Annotated in this window: 10 protein-coding genes; 1 reads left to right on the top strand and 9 read right to left on the bottom strand. The window is 69.8% G+C overall.

Annotation, left to right across the window (positions count from 1 at the left end; all coding sequences use genetic code 11):
- Positions 1-32: 32 nt before the first annotated feature.
- On the bottom strand, positions 33-1,541 hold the full coding sequence (locus ACFQ7Q_RS15585; RefSeq protein ID WP_383554687.1) for a DUF4246 domain-containing protein: 1,509 nt from the start codon (positions 1,539-1,541) through the stop codon (positions 33-35).
- 390 nt (positions 1,542-1,931) lie between these two features.
- Between ACFQ7Q_RS15585 and ACFQ7Q_RS15580 the strand changes: the two genes are divergently transcribed.
- Positions 1,932-3,785, top strand: coding sequence for a glycoside hydrolase family 15 protein (locus ACFQ7Q_RS15580; protein ID WP_383554684.1), 1,854 nt, complete (start codon positions 1,932-1,934; stop codon positions 3,783-3,785).
- A 20-nt stretch (positions 3,786-3,805) separates the two neighbouring features.
- Here ACFQ7Q_RS15580 and ACFQ7Q_RS15575 read toward each other — a convergent pair whose 3' ends face one another.
- The 8 genes from ACFQ7Q_RS15575 to puuE form a co-directional block, all read right to left on the bottom strand.
- Positions 3,806-5,578, bottom strand: coding sequence for a cation:proton antiporter (locus ACFQ7Q_RS15575; protein ID WP_383554681.1), 1,773 nt, complete (start codon positions 5,576-5,578; stop codon positions 3,806-3,808).
- Between the two features lie 59 nt (positions 5,579-5,637).
- Positions 5,638-6,696 carry a cytochrome d ubiquinol oxidase subunit II gene (locus tag ACFQ7Q_RS15570; protein ID WP_383554678.1) on the bottom strand — a complete coding sequence of 353 codons (1,059 nt, stop codon included), beginning with the start codon at positions 6,694-6,696 and terminating at the stop codon, positions 5,638-5,640.
- Positions 6,693-8,168, bottom strand: coding sequence for a cytochrome ubiquinol oxidase subunit I (locus tag ACFQ7Q_RS15565; protein ID WP_383554676.1), 1,476 nt, complete (start codon positions 8,166-8,168; stop codon positions 6,693-6,695). The genes ACFQ7Q_RS15570 and ACFQ7Q_RS15565 overlap by 4 nt, the downstream gene beginning before the upstream one ends.
- A 36-nt stretch (positions 8,169-8,204) precedes the next feature.
- On the bottom strand, positions 8,205-9,047 hold the full coding sequence (locus tag ACFQ7Q_RS15560) for an SDR family oxidoreductase (RefSeq protein WP_383554673.1): 843 nt from the start codon (positions 9,045-9,047) through the stop codon (positions 8,205-8,207).
- Between the two features lie 164 nt (positions 9,048-9,211).
- The gene (locus ACFQ7Q_RS15555) at positions 9,212-10,792 is read right to left on the bottom strand and encodes a GMC oxidoreductase (protein ID WP_383554670.1); all 1,581 of its coding nucleotides are present in this window, start codon (positions 10,790-10,792) and stop codon (positions 9,212-9,214) included.
- Positions 10,793-10,937: 145 nt separating this feature from the next.
- Positions 10,938-11,858, bottom strand: a complete 921-nt coding sequence (locus tag ACFQ7Q_RS15550; RefSeq protein ID WP_383554668.1) for a cyclase family protein — start codon at positions 11,856-11,858, stop codon at positions 10,938-10,940.
- A gap of 32 nt (positions 11,859-11,890) precedes the next feature.
- Positions 11,891-13,420: a gluconokinase, GntK/IdnK-type gene (locus tag ACFQ7Q_RS15545; RefSeq protein WP_383554665.1), complete on the bottom strand. Its 1,530-nt coding sequence runs from the start codon at positions 13,418-13,420 to the stop codon at positions 11,891-11,893.
- A 446-nt stretch (positions 13,421-13,866) separates the two neighbouring features.
- On the bottom strand, positions 13,867-14,775 hold the full coding sequence (gene puuE / locus ACFQ7Q_RS15540) for an allantoinase PuuE (protein ID WP_383554662.1): 909 nt from the start codon (positions 14,773-14,775) through the stop codon (positions 13,867-13,869).
- Positions 14,776-14,914 lie beyond the last annotated feature (139 nt).

The raw sequence follows: 14,914 nt of genomic DNA, 5'->3' as shown, positions 1-14,914 counted from the left end.
GTCCGGCTCCGCCCCGGCCGACGGCCTGGGTTTCAGTGCTCGCAGAGTGAGAACTCTCGTTCGTAGAGCTGCTCGTTGTGCTCGTCGACGAAGAACTTGCGTTCCTGCATGAGTTGTTCGCGGTGGTTCTTCGCCTGTTCGAGCGTCATGGTCGACGTGTCGGACCATGGTTGCTGCGGGGCGACATCGGATGTGGAGACGATCTTCTCCGACGGGTCGACCAGGAAGAACGCGAGAATCTTGCGATGGCCCGGGCGGGTGGTGTCCGTGAGGCGGAATGAGCCGACACGGTGTTGCAGGATGTTCGGGAACGCCAGGCACCGGCCCGCCGGCGTCGATGCCGATCCCAGCATCTGGTTCAGCGCGTCCTCGTCCTCCAGGCCGTAGACCTCGCGCAGACCGTTGTCGTCGTTCTGTTCGTAGTCCGGGTCGTCGAGAGCCGCCCGGAAGCTCAGCCGGCTCTCGGTGATGTTCTCGCTGTCCCAGTAGTAGATGCCGGTCGAGACGATCCGCTCGTTCAGCATCCCCTCGACGTGCCAGGAGCCGCCCGTGTACTCCGGCTTGTCCGGGGTGAGATGAATGGTGGCGAGCTTGACGATGACCTGCAGACTGCGGCCGCGCAGATCGACCCGGGCGGATGCATCGGGCACCTCGGGCGGGGTGAAGGCCGGGGCGTCCGGGACGACCGGGCGGCGGTTCTCCCACCAGTCGTCCTGGGCCCGTTCCCACGCACGGCGGGCTTCCGCGTAGGCCTCGTCATCGCTGTAGGAGGACCTGCTCGGGTACTCCGGCTCCGAGTCGTACCACCCGTAAGGATCGGCCTCGATGCGCAGGGGCCGCGGATGGCGCAGATCGGTGAGCACGTTCTCCAGCAGCGGGCGCATACGCGCGAACACGTCCGGGAGGACGGAGGCCAGCTCGTGGTGAGCCTCGGGGTGGACGTTGTTGACGTACGAACGGAACGTGACATCGCCGTCGTCACTGACGTCGACGTCCGTGGGCAGCCACTGGAACTTCTCCGAGAACTCGTACCTCGAATACCGGTCCGTCGGATTCTGCCAAGCCCGCTCGGGCGAGCCGCTCACCTCTCTCACCAGGCAGAACAGTGACGGATGAACCAGATCCAGTACCTGGCCGTCCGATCCGGGGTGCCAGTCCTTCTCCGCTTCGGGGACCTGTTCCAGCACCTGAACCGCCTCGCGCAGCCGGGACCGGAGCTTGTCGTCGACCAGGGTGTCCGACTGCCACACCCCGTCGACGGCGGACACCTCGACGCCGGTTCGTCCGTCCCGCAGCGCGGCGTAATGCGCGAGTTCGGCAAGCACGTAGCGAACCTGGGCTTCGGTGAGGCCCTGGGCGACCGCTTCTCGCGTCCACCGGGCGACGACGTCGGCGTCGTTCATCTTGTCGAACCATCCCGGCTTCGCCCGAATGTGTGAGCTGCACTGCATCATCTCGAGTTCCCGCAGCGTCCGGGGCGTCGCGAACGATACGGAACGGGATGCGTGAAAAGGCAGCGGGAAAGCAGACAGGCCGGTCAATTCTCTTGGTCCTCCCAGTCGGTGTGCGGTGGCGGGAACGATACGTCAGCGGACTGACACCGCAGCCGTGGTCCCGTCCTCGATGCCCCCGCACTGTGCTTCTCGCACAGCCATGTTCCGACGGCGAAGGCGATGGCTACGAGGAGTACCGCCCGCCGGTCCGATGCCCATGGGGCACACGACACCGCGGGCTCCCTCGGCGGGAGCGCTGCCACCCCACGGTGGAGCCGTTCTCCGCGCAGCGGCAGTCCTCCCAGCGGCGCCCGGTGCGACTCACTCGCCAGGACGGGACGACACCATCGGCCTAAGCTGGCCGAAGGGCGCGTGATGACCTCGGGCGCCGCGTAACGGTGCCCGAGCGTTGTCCACCGGGGCCGAAAGGGGCTCAAGATGGACGGCTACCCCCTGATCGAGAACCACGGCCTGATCGGTGATCTGCAGACCGCGGCCCTGGTGACCACCGATGCGACGATCGACTGGTTCTGCTGTCCGCGCTTCGATTCGCCCAGCGTCTTCGGCGCCCTGCTCGACCGGCGCAAAGGCGGCCACTTCACGATCAGACCGATCGCCGAGAGCTACACGACCAGGCAGCTCTACCACCCGGACACCGCCGTTCTGGTGACACGCTTCATGACCGAGGCCGGGGCGGGCGAGGTGGTCGACTTCATGCCGGTGACCGGCACGACGGTGACGGACCGGCACCGCCTCGTCCGCATGCTGCGCTGTGTCCGCGGCAGCATGACGTTCGAAGGGGAGATCGCTCCGCGCTTCGACTACGGTCGCAAGCCGCACGAGCTGCACATCACGGAGCACGGGGCCCTGTTCACCTCGGAGGAGATGGACCTCGCCGTCCACGCCGTTCGTGAGCCGCAGGACGACCGGCTGCTGACCGCCCTCTCGGGTGACACGGACCTCCGTTTCACTCTGGCCCTGCAGGCGGGACAGCAGCGCGGCATGATCCTGGAGTCGTCCCCCGGCGGGCCACCGCACGAGGTCCGTGTGTCGGAGTTCGAGCAGCTCTTCGGCGAGACGGTCCGTTTCTGGCGCACGTGGCTGGGCCAGTCCACGTACTCGGGCCGTTGGCGCGAGGCGGTGGAACGCTCGGCGGTGGCGCTGAAGCTCATGACCTACGCCCCGACCGGCGCCCTGGTGGCCGCGCCCACGACGGGTCTGCCCGAGCAACTGGGTGGAGAGCGCAACTGGGACTACCGGTTCACCTGGATCCGTGACGCCTCGTTCTCGGTGTACGCCCTGCTGGGTCTGGGCTTCAGGGAAGAGGCGAGGGCGTTCATCAGCTGGCTGCACGACCGCGTCAAGGAGAAGGCCGGCGAAGCGGACGCGGACGGCACCGGACCGCTGAACATCATGTACCGCGTCGACGGCACGTCCGACCTGGTCGAGGAGACCCTGGAACACTGGGAGGGGTACTGCGGCTCCGCCCCGGTACGCATCGGCAACGGAGCGGCGAGTCAGCTGCAGCTGGACATCTACGGTGAGGCGCTCGACAGCATCTACTTCGCGCACCAGCACGGCATGCATCTCGACAACGGGGGCTGGAAGGCGCTGCACACTCTGCTCGACTGGCTCGTCGACCACTGGGATCAGCCCGGAGAAGGGCTGTGGGAGACCCGTGGTGGCCGGAAGGACTTCACGTACGGCCGCGTGATGTCCTGGGTGGCCTTCGACCGTGCCCTGCGGATCGCCTACGACGACGGCCGCCCGGCGGCGGGTGGCCGCTGGGTGGAGGCGCGTGACGACATCTACGCGCAGGTCCTCAGCCGGGGATGGGACCCCGGGAAGCAGGCTTTCGTGCAGCACTACGGCGACGACGTCCTCGACTCGTCCCTGCTGCGCATGCCGACCGTCGGCTTCATCACGCCGGACGATCCGACGTGGAAGTCCACCTTGGACGCGATGGAGCGCGAGCTGGTCAGCGACAGTCTGGTCTACCGCTACAACCCCGAGGCGTCACCCGACGGACTGCGCGGCTCCGAGGGAACGTTCTCCCTGTGCACGTTCATGTACGTCGACGCCCTGGCGCGCGCCGGGCGCACCGACATGGCAAGGCTGGTGCTGGAGAAGATGCTCACCTACGCCAACCACCTGGGCCTGTACTCCGAGGAGATCGGCCTGACGGGACGGCAGTTGGGCAACTTCCCGCAGGCTTTCACGCACCTGGCGCTGATCGACGCGGCGATCACGCTGGACGCCCGGCTCAACGGCGCCCACAGCGGCGGGACATAGCCGCTCGTAGCCCGGTGGCATCACTCGCCGGGCGTGGGGACGGAACCGAGGAGGACGACGGTGTCGCCCTCCCGCGGCACCGTCTCCTGCCTTTCGGTGACCGGTTCCAGCCGCTGGTCGGCCCGCACCACGAAGAGCGTGTCGTATGCGGGCGGCAGCGGGGCGGAGGCGGGCTGCACCACGAACCGGGCGCCCCGCTCGTAGCGCTCCGCCAGGACACGGCGGACGAGGGAACGGCCGAAGAGGATGTCGCCGCCGGTGTACGGAGCGACCACTCCGTGGCTGTCGTGCGGCGGTCCGACGCGGTAGACGGGCCCCTCGACGTTGTCCTGCATCACGACCGAGGCGAGCGCGTTGAAGTCGTCGTCGTCCGTGGCCAGGAACACGGACGTCACTCCCTCCAGCCGCGCCCCGGGGTTGATGGCCGTGGCCAGCAGATCGCCCTTGGCCAGGTTGATCCCCGCTTCCTTGATGCGCTCGCGCTGCTCGTCGAGTCCCGCCCACATCAGCACGTCCAGTCCCGCGGACCGCAGGGCCCGCCCCAGGTCGACCACCCACGGCTCCCCGCCCACCAGGAGGATGCGCGTGCCCGCCGGCTTGACGACGCCGAGCCGTCCGGCCATGGGGGCCGCCGTGAGCGAGTACAGCAGGACGGTTCCCACGATCACCAGAAACGTGACGGGAAGGATCTTCCCGGCCCCGCTGATCCCCTTCTCGACCAGACTGGCGGAGAAGGCCGATGCCGTGGCCGCCGCGACGATGCCGCGTGGGTCCATCCATCCGACGAAGGCCCGCTCCCCTCGGTTCAGACCCGAGCGCGCCGTCGCGGCGTAGGCCACGAGCGGCCGCACCACCAGGACGAGGATCGAGATGAGGGCGAGCGAGGGAAGCAGCACCGGTACCAGGGACGCCGGGGTGACGGTGGAGGAGATGGAGACGAACAGCAGACCGATGATCAGCTGGACCAGGGTCTCGAAGAAGGGGCGCCGGGCGGGCATGTCGAAGCCGCGGATGTTCGCGACGGCCAGTCCCGTGACGATCGCGGCGATGAGCCCCGTGTCGTCCCGCACGATGTCGCAGCCCGCCGACACGGCGATCACGGTGGCGAGTTGGGCGAGCGTGCCGAGGGTCTCGCCGAGCCGGAGGGTCCGCAGGGTGAACCAGAGCAGCGCCGTTCCCAAGGCCCCGCCGACCAGCCCGACGGCCAGGCTGATGGCGAACTGGCCCAGCTGGTACCCACGCCCGATGTCGACCTGATGCGTCGTGGCGATGGCGTGGAAGGTGAGCGCGCCGAGGATGCCGCCGATCGGGTCGGTCAGCGTCCCCTCCCAGATCAGGATGCGGCGCACCTTGTCGGTCGGCCGTACGAAGTCGAGCAGCGGACCCACGACGGTGGGACCCGAGACGACGAGGATCACGCCGAGCATCCCGGCCACACGCAGCGGCATGTCGAACATCGCCGGTGCCACCGTCGCGGTGACCAGGAACGTGAGCAGCACTCCGTACACGAGCAGGCGTCCCACGATCGCCCGGGTGCGGCCGGTGAGCATGCGCAGGTTCAGTCCCAGGCCGGCGTCGTAGAGGATCACCGCGACGGAGAGCGACACGAGGGCGGAGAAGGCCGACCCCATCAGCCTGTCCGGATGGATCACATCCGTGATCGCGCCGGCGGCGAAGCCGACGGGCAGCAGGATGATCAGGGCCGGGACGCGCAGCCTGCTCGCCAGGATCTGCGAGCTGGTGGCGAGCACCAGCGTCAGGGCGAGTCCGAGAAGGACCTCGTCGTCGGTCACAGCGGCTTCCTTCGTCGGAGTCCGGGCGCGAGGGGGAGGGCCGGCATGGGTCCGGGCGATCAGCCGCCCGGTGCCACCCCGTCGGCGTCGGGACCGTTCCTCCTCCGCAGCTCGGCGTCGGTGAGCTCCTCCAGCTCACCGTGACTGTCCAGCCAGTAGAGGAGGAAGACGGCCGGCATGACGAGCACCAGGGCCACCAGGGTGACGATCGCCAGCCACGTCAGCGTGGCCGGTGCGCCCGCCGCGTCGGCCACCGTCAGCGACGTGGGGACCAGGTAGGGGCGCTGGGCCATGCCCCAGGCGATGACGGCGGAGGCGACGACCCCCACCGCCGCGACGCGCAGCCACGCACTCGGCGTCCGCAGGAGCAGCCAGGCCGTCGCGAGCGCGGCCACCCCGGCCAGGACGACGAAGAGCAGCCCCAGGCCGTGGGTGAGTCCCTGCCAGATGTGCGGGGAGTCCTCATGGGTGACGAACCCGGTGATCACGGCCAGGACGGTGAGCACGGCGAGGGCACTCAGCGCCCGCAGCCGGAAGTAGCCGACCAGATCGGGGGCGTCGAACCGACGGGCGTCCCCCGTGAGGAACACCGCGCCGAGGAAGGCCGTGGTCGCGATGGCGACCAGCCCGAACACCACGGAGGTGGGGTTGGCCCAGGCGTCCGCCGAAGCCTTCGTGCCGGGCGACGCCCGACCCGACGCGACGCCGCCGACGGCGGCCCCGAGGAAGAACGGCGTGACGACCGAGGCCACGGCGAACACGGCACCGTACAGCCGCCGGCCTGCGAGCCGCCGGGAGGGCTTTCGGAACGCGAAGCCTGCGCCACGCAGGACCATGCCCATGGCGGCCAGCGCCAGCGGGAGCCACAGCGCGGAGAAGACCGTCTGGAACACGATGGGGAAGCCGGTCCACATGATGACGAGGACGAAGATCAGCCAGACGTTGTTGACCTCCCAGACGGGCGCCATGGCATGGTCGATGAGCCATCGGGGCCGCCTGCCGCGTTCCGTGCCCCCGGCGGTCAGATCCCAGAAGCCGGCCCCGTAGTCCGTGCCGCCCCCGCAGGCGTACGCGGCCACGGCGAGCAGCAGCACCACGGCGATGAGGTCGGCGGTCATGGGCGACCGTCCCCTGCTCGGTCTCCTCCGCCGGCGGGGGCGTCGCCCGCGGGGAGGGGCTCCCGTGGCCCGTAGGGGGTGTCGGCCTCCGGCGCGTGGATCGCACCTCCCGCGGACCGCTGCTCGTCGGCGAGCCGCCAGCGCGTGCGCATCTTGAGCAGGATGACGAGGAACGAGCCGAAGAGGAACACGTACACCGCCATCACCACGGCGAGCATGATCCACAGGGTGGTGGAGCGGGTCGAGGTCACCGCCTCGGCGACCCGCATGTTCTGGTAGACGATCCAGGGCTGGCGTCCCACCTCGGTGGCGATCCAGCCGCACTCGACGGCCACGACGGAGGCGACGCCCGCGCAGGCCGCCGAGCGGTAGAACCACTTCGAGGCGGGAAGCCGGCGGTGCCGCAGCCAGACCAGCCCGTACCAGAGGGCGAGCAGCACCAGTACGGAGCCGATCACGACCATGAGGTCGAAGGCCCAGTGGGCGATGGTCGCCTGGGTGGCCGTGGGGCGCTGGTCCGCCGGGACGGAGGTCAGTCCCACCACCTTGGTGTCCGGACTGAAGCCGGCCAGGACGGAGTCGAGCAGGGGGATCTTGATGCCGCCCTTGACGGTCCCGTCCTCCTGCAGGCGTCCGAAGAGGTACTCCGGCACCCGGGTGTCGGTCTCCCAGACGATCTCCAGCGCCGCGAACTTCACCGGCTGCTTGTGGAACACCGAGCGGGCGATGGAGTCGCCCAGGACGAACTGCACCGGCGTGGCCACCGCGGCGATGGTGAACGGAACGGCGAATCCGAGCCGGTGGTAGTGGTCCCGGCGGCCGCGCAGCCAGCCCACGGCGTAGACGCCCGCCACCACGAAACCCGCGGTGATGATCATCGCCACGACGAAGTGCCAGTACTGGGGCCCGAACATCGGGGTGAAGATCGCTTTCCAGACGTTCACGTCGACCGGGTCGCCGTCGGAGTCCAGGGTGAAGCCCTGCGGTGTGTTCATCCAGGAGTTGGCGGCCAGGATGCCGAACGCCCCGAGGAGCGCGGCGGCCGGCAGGGGAAGCCCGAGCAGGAAGTGCGTCCGGGGCTTCAACCGCCGCCATCCGTACAGATAGATGGCGATGAGCACGGCCTCCAGGAAGAACGCCCAGGCCTCGACACCGAATCCGATGCCGAAGACGTCACCCCATCTGCCCATCAGTCCCGGCCAGAGCAGGCCGAACTCGAAGGAGAGCACCGTGCCGGTGACGATGCCGAGCGCGAACTGCACCGCCATGACGGCCGACCAGCGCCGCGCCAGGAGCAGGGCGACGTCGTCCTTGCGGCGCAGGCCGCGGTAGTGCATGACCAACGTGATGAAGGGGAAAGCCACGCCGAGGGGAACCAGGATGATGTGGGACGCCAGCGTGAAGGCCATGAGTTCCCGGGCCGGCAGGAGTTGGGCCGGGGTATCCGTCAGCAGGTGGAACGAGGTGGACATACCCGCCTTCGCTGGTCGTGGCCGTCCGGGAGAGGATCACCCGCCGGTGGCGAATCCCGGGAAGAGCGTCATGCCGCCGTCGACGTACAGGGTGGTTCCCACCACGTAGTCCATGAGGTCGGAGGCGAGTGCGACCACGGCGTGGGCGATGTCCTCGGGGTCGCCGATCCGGTCGTACGGGATGAGCTTCAGGAGGTCCTCCCGCGCCTCGGGCGTCTCCCAGGCGTCGCGGTTGATCGGAGTCTTGATCGCCCCCGGGGCGACCGCGTTCACCCGGATCTTCTCCGGTGCGAGCTCTTGGGCCAGGGTCTGCATCATCATCTGCACACCGCCCTTGGAGGACGCGTAGTTGACGTGGCCCGCCCAGGGGATGATCTGGTGCACCGAACTCATGCAGACGATCTTCCCCGCGGCGCGGGACACCTCGGGGACCACGCCACGGCGCCGGAACTCCTTGACCGCCTCCCTGGCGCACAGGAACTGTCCGGTGAGATTGACGTCGATGACCTTCTGCCACTGGGCGAGGGTCATGTCGGTGAACCCGGCGTCCCGCTGCAACCCCGCGTTGGCGACCAGGATGTCGATGGTCCCGAACTCCTCGACCATCCGGTCCGTCATCGCCGTGACCTGGCTCTCCTCGGACACGTCGGCCTCGATGGCCGCCGCGCGCACCCCGAACGAGGCGATCTCCTCGACGACCCTCTCGGCGGCCTCGCGGTCCGCGACGTAGTTGACGACCACGTCGGCGCCGGCGCGGCCCAGGCCGATCGCCGTGGCCTTGCCGATGCCCGAATTCGCGCCGGTGACGAGTGCCTTCTGGCCCTGCAGCAGACGTGCGGGGATCACACCTCGCGGTGCTTCCTCCATGGTCGAACCCATGACGCCCTGCCTCCTCGCTGCGTGGCCGTGTCCCGCCGGGCTGTTGCCCGGGCGGGCGACGGAGGTCACGCAATCACCGGCCGTGGTGGTCGGCACGCAGGGAGAACGGCTGTTGAGCCGTTGGGCCGAACATCTTCGTCCGATCGGTCCAGTGCGCCCGGGGCTCAGCCCAGCCGCTCCAGAAGGTGGTCGCCGACCCGCAGGGCGTTGGCGATGGCCGTCAACGACGGATTGACCGCGCCGATGCTCGGGAAGAAGCTCGTGTCGACGACGTAGAGGTTGTCGAGGTCGTGGGCCTTGCAATCGACGTCCAGCGCGGACGCGGCCGGGTCCGCGCCGAAGCGTACGGTGCCCGCCTGGTGAGCGGTCGCACCGATCGGCATGCCCTTGTGCAGATAGATGCTGCGGGACAGCAGGTGGTCCTCGTGCATGCCCAGATGACCGAGCATCCCCTGCAGCTTGCGCCTCAGCCGCTTCAGGGATTCGACGTTGTTCTTCTCGTCGAGAGCGAGGTGGATGCGGCCGTCGCCGTCGAGGGTGACCCGGTTGTCGGGCAGCGGCAGATCCTCACCGCACAACCAGAAGTCGACGGCATGGTGGGCAAGGACCTCGAACGGCATGTCCGGTGTGACCGCACCCGCCCACCGCGGCGCCTCGCCGTGGATCTGCTCGGCGTCCGACTTGCCCAGCATCTGGATGCCGCCCAGCGGGAAGTCCCAGTCGTCCGCGCCGAGGTACCAGTCGTGCAGGGCCAGGGTCTTCTGGAACCGGGTGTCGTTGGGTTCCTTCGACACCGCCATCAGCGCCAGGTTGTTGTGTCGCATGTAGAACCGCCCGACCACGCCGGAGCTGTTCGCGAGACCGTGGGGATGGTGCTCGTTCGCCGAGGCCAGCAACAGCGCCGCGGAGTTGACGGCCCCACAGGACACGACCACCACATCCGCCGTGTAGCGGACCTCCGAGCCGTCGGGAAGCCGACCGACGACCGCGCTGACACTGCGCCCACGGCCATCGGTTTCCAGGCGCACCACCTTCGTGTGCGTGACCATCTCGACGTTGGGGTGTGCCAGAGCCGGCTCGACGCAGATCACCTCGGCGTCGGACTTGCCGCGGACCAGGCACGGAAAGCCGTCGACCCGGTCGCACCGGATGCAGACGCTGGAGTGGGTGGGCCGACCCCCGTTCTCCTGGCTCAGATCGACGCCGATCGGCAGGTGGAACGGGTGCAGGCCACGCCTCTCCAGGTCGTCGCTCAGCCGCTGGATGCGCGGCTCGTGCTCCACGGGCGGATGGGCGTACTGCGCGCTCACCGGCCCCTCGCCGGGGTCCTCGCCGTGCCGTCCGTGGACGAGGTAGAGGTGTTCGGCCTGTGTGTAGTACGGCTCCAGGTCCTCGTAGCGGATCGGCCAGGCGGGGGAGAGGCCGCCGTGGTGGCGGAGCTCGCCGAAGTCCTCGGGCCGCAGTCGGAACAGGGCGGCGCCGTAGAACTTCGTGTTCCCGCCGACGTAGTAGTTGACCTCGGGCGGGAACTCGTCGCCGTTCTTGTCCAGCCAGAACTCCGGGGCCCGGTACTTGCCCTTGACGAAGACGGCCGTCGAGTCCCAGTTGTCCCGCTCGCGCGGCAGGTAGCCGCCGCGTTCGACGAGAAGGACACGTTTGCCGGACGGGGCGAGCCGATGCGCGAGGGTGCCGCCGCCGGCGCCCGTACCGATGATGACGACGTCGTAATGAGGGGCGTCGCCCACGAGACCACCGTCCTTGTGATCATGGCCCTGAACCGGCGTCGGGCTTCTCCCCCGCTGTGCGGGGCCGAGCGTCCCATTCGTTCGAACGTATCCGCCCTCCGCCTGGACGGCGACCGGAGGAGCGGTCGCCGAACGGCCCCGGCGGTCACAGCACCGCGATCGGATTCACCGGCGAGCCAGTGGCTCCCGGCAGCCGCAGTGGGGCGACCGCACACAGGAAACTCCATCGCCCCGCCCGCACGCAGACGGGGACCAGGTCCTCGAACTGCAGGTAGTCCATCAGATGGATGCCCATGGCATGGATGGCCAGGACATGCACGGGGAAGGAGACGCCCTGCACCGCGCTGGGCGCGGTGTCGTTGTTGCCGTCTCCGCCCAGGACCGAGACCTCGCGCTCGGCCAGGAACTCCACGGCGGTCGGGTGCAGGCCGGTCCGCGCCGTGGCCGCGTTCCACGGCCCGAGTTCGGTGCGCCGAAGGCGATGTCCCGTCCTGACGAACAGCAGGTCTCCCGGTCCGACGCGGACCCCCTGCGCGGCCTCGGCTGCCATCAGGTCGGCCGCGGTCACATGGTCGCCCGGTTCCAGCCAGGGCACGCCACGCAGCCGTGGGATGTCCAGCAGGACGCCCCGGCCGACGATCCCGTCCGCGACCAGGTCCACGGAGAGCGCACGGGCACCCTCGGGCGTCACGGTGCTCGCGGGCACCCCGCCGTACAGCTCCCCGTCGAGCACCACGTGGCAGAGCGCGTCGAGATGGCTGTCCGCGTCCCCGTGCACGTTCATGGCGAAGCGGTCGGTGGCGAAGTGCAGCCCGCCCGCGTCGAGGTCGTCCGGAGCGGGCCCGGTCATCCGGTGCACCGCGGGCTCGGGGTCGTCGGGGCCGGGCACGGTCTCGACCGGAGCGGCCAGCGACACCGTACGTCCGAGGCGGACCTCCGCGGCGGCCGCTGCCACCCGCTCGGGGGTCAGACGGCCGAGTGCGCCGCACCGGCCGTCCACCGCCGGCTGCGCCGCCGCCCGGCTCCGGAGGCGATCGTAGAGCGCCCGGAATGCGTGTGCGGTCATATCGGCCGCCACTGGCGGCTCCATGGGCGACGTCACGCATACCCCCAGGGGCTCAGGCCCCACCGGAACACGTGTGTCGCCCCCGGCTCCAGGACGGCGAGGTTGGTGCCGCTGCGAAAGGCGTCCGGTGGACAGGACATGGCCTCCACGGCGACGCCGCGCCGCCGCCGTTCGGCGTCGGCCAGGGTGTCGCCCGTGTACACCTGGACGTAGTGGGTTCCCTCGCCGAGCCAGAGATCCACGCCCCGCAGTCCGGAGGGGTGCGCCAGCCGCACGGTCGCCCGCCCGTCAGGGCCGCGGTCGAGTCCGGTGAAGGCGGTGTCCAGTCGCAGATCGCCGATGGGACGGGCGGCGCGGAAGTCGTACGGGGTGCCGTCCACGGGCTCCTGCCCGACGGGCAGGCCCCTGTCGTCGGTCCGCAGCAGATACCGGGCGGGAACGGTAAGCAGTGCGCTGTCGACGAGGTCGGTGCCGACCGCCAGATAGGGATGCTGGCCCACTCCGTAAGGCGCTGGCTGCCGACCGGTGTTGGTGGCGTGAACCGCGGTGACGAGCCCTTCAGGGCTCAGCCGGTACTCGACACTGACATCGAGGAGGAACCGATATCCCGGCTGGGGACAGAGCGTCGTGCCGAGCATCACCGCGTCGTCGGTGCGCGCGAGGAGCTTCCACAGGGTCCAGCGGAGCAGTCCGTGGATCGCGTTGTTCTTCTCGACCTCGGTCACGGGGAGTTGGAGACTCCTGCCGCCGAAGTCGTAGCGTCCGTCTCTCACGCGGTTCGGCCAGGGGATGAGCAGTTGTCCTCTTCCGCCCGTGATGGCGGACCCGGCGGAGTCGGCGTCGAGCACCGGTCGGCCGTTGACGACGTAGTCGCGCAGGGCGCCGCCCAGCTGGAGCACCACCGCACTCTGTTCCCCGCGGACCAGGCGCCACGACTCGCCCGTCGGGCCGGGGGACTCGTTCACGCCGTCACGCGCGACGGCGTGGACGGTCCGCTCCGTGTCCGCCCCGGACGGCCGCTTCCAGTCGGCGGGTTCCCGGCGCATCAGCGAGAGCACCGCCGTGACGACGGCCTCCGGAGGCTGGTCGATCTCCACTACCAACGGGTGCTCGTCGGGCGCCGGCTCCTGGAGAATCGCGAGCTGGCTGTTCAACAGCTCCACCGGGAAGAAGTGACCGTGCCGCGAGGCCATCCGGGAACGCAGGAGCTCGCGCGAGCCGTGCAGATACACCAGAAGGACTCCGGGGCGATCCGCGAGCAGCGCGTCACGGTATGCGCGCTTGAGCGCGGAGCAGGTCACGACGGCCTGCCGTCGGGCCGCGATCGCCCCGTCCATCCATGCCGCGATCGCGGCGAGCCACGGCATCCGGTCGCTGTCCGTGAGGGCATGACCGGCGGCCATCTTGGCGCGGTTGGTCTCGGGGTGGAAGTCGTCTGCGTCCCGGTACTCCCAGCCCAGACGGTCGGCGAGGAGACGCCCCACCGTCGACTTGCCCGATCCGGCGACGCCGACGACGAGCACCAGTTGCGGCAGCCCCCCGGCAGCTGTTCCGTGTTCCACGGGTGGCGACCCCGATCGTCAGTCCCTCACCGGCCGGGGCGTGACGCGCGACCCCCCGACGGCGCCGAACCCCGGCCGATCACTCCTGTCCGTTCCCTCCCGCCGACCGGGCGCACCCGTGTGGGTCGTCATGACAGGTCCTCCATGTCGTGTGCCCGCCGAGGGGCCTCCGTCCGGTCGGTCGGATACCTCCAATCTGACCCCCACAGGCCCCCGCCGCACGTCGGCCGAAAGAGAAGGCCCGTGCAGCCCTCCAGAGCCGCGGGGAGGGCCGCGACCGGGCTCGCCTCATGGATGCCTGCGCACCGCCGGCAAGCATCGTGTGAGCGCTGCCGCGGCTGTTGTTGCTCCACGTGTTCGCTCGCGCGGCCGCGCGTGTCCCATGGGTGGTATGTCCGGGTGTGATGGCGGTCGTGGGTGCTCACGACATGGATGCAGGCACGGGCTCAGGGCGGCGGAGGGTGTGCGGTCAGCCAGTGCCGGGCGATCTGTTCCCGCGTCGCGATCCACGCTCCGCCGTGTTGCGTGACGTACCGCAAGAAGCCGTCGAGCGCGCGAATGCGGCCGGGGCGGCCGATGATGCGGCAGTGCAAGCCGACACTCATCATGCGGGGGCGTTCGGCGCCCTCCGCGTGCAGAACGTCGAACGAGTCGACGAGGTACGTGAGCATGTCGTCCGCGGTCGTGAACCCATGGACGATCAGGAACTTGAAGTCGTTCGCGTCGAGGCTGTACGGCACCACGAGGTGCGGCCGGTCGGTTGCCTCGACGTAGAAGGGCAGATCGTCCGAGTAGTCGTCGGAGTCGTAGAGAAAGCCGCCTTCCTCGACGACGAGGCGCCGTGTCGCGGAACTCGTGCGGCCGGTGTACCAGCCGACGGGCCTGCGGCCGACGAGTCGCTCGATCGTGGCGGTCGTGCGCGCGATATCGGCGCGCTCGACGTCCTCGGGAACGGTGCGGTGGTCGATCCAGCGCCAGCCGTGCCCTGCCACCTCCCAGCCGGCGGCGGCCATCGCGCGCGCGGCGTCCGGGTTGCGCTCCAGGGCCTGTCCGACGGCGAAGACGGTGAGGGGCACACGGTACGTACCGAGCGTGCGATGAATGCGCCAGAAACCGGCGCGCGAGCCGTAGGCGAACATCGCCTCGACGTTCAGATCACGTCCGCCGACCACGGGCGGCGCACCGACGACCTCGTGCAGGAACCCCTCCGAGGCACGGTCGCCGTCAAGGACGTTGTGCTCGCCGCCCTCCTCGTAGTTGAGGACGAGACTGACGGCGACGCGGGCGCCACCGGGCCAGGCGGCATGAGGCGGCTCGGCGCCATAGCCGACGAGGTCGCGCTGGTGCTCGGACACGGCGGCACCCTACCGGTGATCGACGACCGTCCGGACGACGTGCCGCGCCGCCACTCCGGGACCCACGCATCCGGTCGCTCCGCACCGTTCCGCCCGCCGGCCGACGACAGCCCACCCTGCCGGGCACAGCCGCGCCTAC

Origin of the sequence: Streptomyces sp. NPDC056527, from assembly GCF_042794475.1 — a bacterium.
Lineage (GTDB): Bacteria > Actinomycetota > Actinomycetes > Streptomycetales > Streptomycetaceae > Streptomyces.
This window is presented reverse-complemented; position numbering and strand designations above follow the sequence as displayed.

Bases quoted from the DNA above. Each gene is read 5' to 3' on its own strand.
- ACFQ7Q_RS15580 (WP_383554684.1), top strand. From the start codon at position 1,932: ATGGACGGCTACCCCCTGATCGAGAACCACGGCCTGATCGGTGATCTG.
- ACFQ7Q_RS15560 (WP_383554673.1), bottom strand. From the start codon at position 9,047: ATGGGTTCGACCATGGAGGAAGCACCGCGAGGTGTGATCCCCGCACGT.
- ACFQ7Q_RS15565 (WP_383554676.1), bottom strand. From the start codon at position 8,168: ATGTCCACCTCGTTCCACCTGCTGACGGATACCCCGGCCCAACTCCTG.
- ACFQ7Q_RS15570 (WP_383554678.1), bottom strand. From the start codon at position 6,696: ATGACCGCCGACCTCATCGCCGTGGTGCTGCTGCTCGCCGTGGCCGCG.
- ACFQ7Q_RS15550 (WP_383554668.1), bottom strand. From the start codon at position 11,858: ATGACCGCACACGCATTCCGGGCGCTCTACGATCGCCTCCGGAGCCGG.